The 2655-nt window shown below is 66.7% G+C and carries 2 protein-coding genes and 1 pseudogene; all 3 read right to left on the bottom strand.

The annotated features are described in order from the left end of the window. Positions 1 to 413: 413 nt before the first annotated feature. On the bottom strand, positions 414 to 1304 hold the full coding sequence (locus tag PSEWESI4_RS09295) for a 2-hydroxy-3-oxopropionate reductase (protein ID WP_187670922.1): 891 nt from the start codon (positions 1302 to 1304) through the stop codon (positions 414 to 416). A gap of 71 nt (positions 1305 to 1375) precedes the next feature. After that, positions 1376 to 2158, bottom strand: a complete 783-nt coding sequence (gene hyi / locus PSEWESI4_RS09290; protein WP_187670921.1) for a hydroxypyruvate isomerase — start codon at positions 2156 to 2158, stop codon at positions 1376 to 1378. A gap of 311 nt (positions 2159 to 2469) precedes the next feature. Continuing rightward, positions 2470 to 2655: pseudogene (locus tag PSEWESI4_RS25150) on the bottom strand (glyoxylate carboligase); the annotation flags it as partial.

Raw genomic sequence — 2655 nt, 5'->3', positions numbered from 1 at the left:
GCGGTGGCGAACAGCTCGCGGAGCAGGGATTGCGGATCGAGGGGCATGACGGACTCCAGTGTTGTTATTGCGTGCAGGGGACCGATTGCAGTCCGCACGGCTCGACTTGGCAAGCCGTGTGGACTGGAATCGACCCACCCGGCCGGCAGGCCGTGACACCGCCGGCCGGGAGGTCGAAAGGGTGAGGGAGGGAACGGAGGTCAGACCAGAACTCCGCCCCTCACCCCAGCCCTCTCCCAGGGGGAGAGGGGGCTACAGCGTGCAACTCTCTGGCTCCGTGCCATTCCGTAGGATGGGTGGAGCGAAGCGAAACCCATCCTACGAACTCACCCCATGGGCGGTTATTGGCTTCCCGCGTTCGCGGGAATGACGATCACCGTCACCCCCGCGCACGCGGGGGCCCAGCAACTGCCTCACTCCCCACGAATGGAGAAGTTGGCCATATGCTCCAGGCCCTTGATCAGCGCGGAGTGGTCCCAGCCGCTGCCGCCGAGGGCGGCGCAGGTGCTGAACACCTGCTGGGCGTTGGCGGTGTTGGGCAGGTTGAGGCCCAGCTCGCGGGCGCCGGCCAGGGCCAGGTTGAGGTCCTTCTGGTGCAGGGCGATGCGGAAGCCCGGGTCGAAGGTGCCCTTGATCATGCGCTCGCCGTGCACTTCGAGGATCTTCGAGCCGGCGAAGCCGCCCATCAGCGCCTCGCGCACCTTGGCCGGGTCGGCGCCGTTGCGGGCGGCGAACAGCAGGGCCTCGGCGACCGCCTGGATGTTCAGGGCGACGATGATCTGGTTGGCGACCTTGGCGGTCTGGCCGTCGCCGTTGCCGCCGACCCGGGTGATGTTCTTGCCCATCGCCTGGAACAGCGGCAGGGCACGCTCGAAGGCGTTCGGGCAGCCGCCGACCATGATCGACAGGGTCGCCGCCTTGGCGCCCACTTCGCCGCCGGACACCGGGGCGTCCAGGTAGGCGGCGCCGGTGGCCTTGATCTTCTCGGCGAAGACCTTGGTGGCGGTCGGCGAGATCGAGCTCATGTCGATCACCACCTTGCCGCTGCCGACGCCCTCGGCGACGCCGTTCTCGCGGAACAGCACGTCCTCGACCTGCGGGGTGTCAGGAACCATGACGATGATGAACTCGGCCTCCTGGGCCACTTCCTTCGGGTTGGCCAGGGCGATGGCGCCGGCCTCGACCAGCTCGGCCGGGGCCGGGTCGTGGTGCTCGGAGAGGAACAGGGTGTGGCCGGCCTTCTGCAGGTTCTGGGCCATCGGTTTGCCCATGATGCCGGTGCCGATGAATCCGATTTTTGCCATGAGAGCTGTCTCCTGGTGTCGTGATGTCGGGGTAGCGGGCCCCCGCGCACGCGGGAACCCAATGAAAAACCTCAGATCGCGTTATGGGTCTTCAGCCAGCCGAGGCCGGCCTCGGTGCTGGTCAGCGGCTTGTACTCGCAGCCGACCCAGCCCGCATAGCCGATGCGGTCGAGGTGCTCGAACAGGAAGCGGTAGTTGATCTCACCGGTGCCCGGCTCGTGGCGGCCGGGGTTGTCGGCCAGTTGCACGTGGCGGATCGCGGCGAGGTTGTCCTCCACGGTGCGGGCCAGGTCGCCCTCCATGATCTGCATGTGGTAGAGGTCGTACTGCAGGAACAGGTTGGCGCTGCCGACCTTGTCGCGAATCGCCAGGGCCTGCTGGGTGCCGGTCAGGTAGAAGCCGGGGATGTCGCGGGTGTTGATCATCTCCATGACCAGGGTGATCCCGGCGGCCTGCAGCTTGTCGGCGGCGTATTTCAGGTTATCGACGAAGGTCCGCTCGATGGTGGCGCAGTCATACCCCTGCGGACGGATGCCGGCCAGGCAGTTGACCTGGGTGTTGCCGAGCACCTGGGCGTAGGCGATGGCTTTATCCACACCTTCGCGGAACTCCTCGACGCGGTCCGGGTGACAGGCGATGCCGCGCTCGCCCTGGGCCCAGTCGCCGGCGGGCAGGTTGAACAGCACCTGGGTCAGGCCGTTGGCGTCCAGGCGGGCCTTGAGGGTCTCGGCCGGGAAGTCGTAGGGGAACAGGTATTCGACACCGCCGAAACCGGCGTTGGCGGCGGCGGCGAAACGCTCCAGGAAGTCCACCTCGGTGAACAGCATGGACAGGTTGGCGCAGAAACGGGGCATGGGGTGCTCCTTGTTCGTAGCCCGGAGGCAGTCCGGGGCGGTGCATGAGTTCGTCGGGTGGAAAACCGCGAAGCGTTTTCCACCAGCGGGGGTAAGGGGCGGCGCTTCGGCGGATACCGAAACCCAAGCCCCTCTCCCTAACCCTCTCCCATAAATGGGAGAGGGGACTGGTCCGGTGTTAATCCAGCAGTCCAGTAGGGTGGAAAACCGCGAAGCGTTTTCCACCAGCGGGGTAAGGGGCGGCGCTTCGGCGAACACCGAAACCCAAGCCCCTCACCCCCGGCCCCTCTCCCGGAGGGAGAGGGGAGGGTCTAGTCCAGCAACGCAATCGCCGTCGGCGCATCGGCGCGGTTCTGCGCCAGTTCCTCGAACTCGTTGATGGCGTTGATCTCGGTGCCCATGGAGATGTTGGTGACCCGTTCGAGGATCACCTCGACCACCACCGGCACGCGGTGCTGCTGCATCAGCTCGCGGGCCTGGGCGAAGGCGCTCTGCAG

The organism is Zestomonas carbonaria, from assembly GCF_904061905.1.
Classification (GTDB): Bacteria; Pseudomonadota; Gammaproteobacteria; order Pseudomonadales; family Pseudomonadaceae; genus Aquipseudomonas; species Aquipseudomonas carbonaria.
The sequence above is the reverse complement of the archived record's forward strand: the minus strand, read 5'-3'. Positions and strand labels throughout refer to the sequence as shown.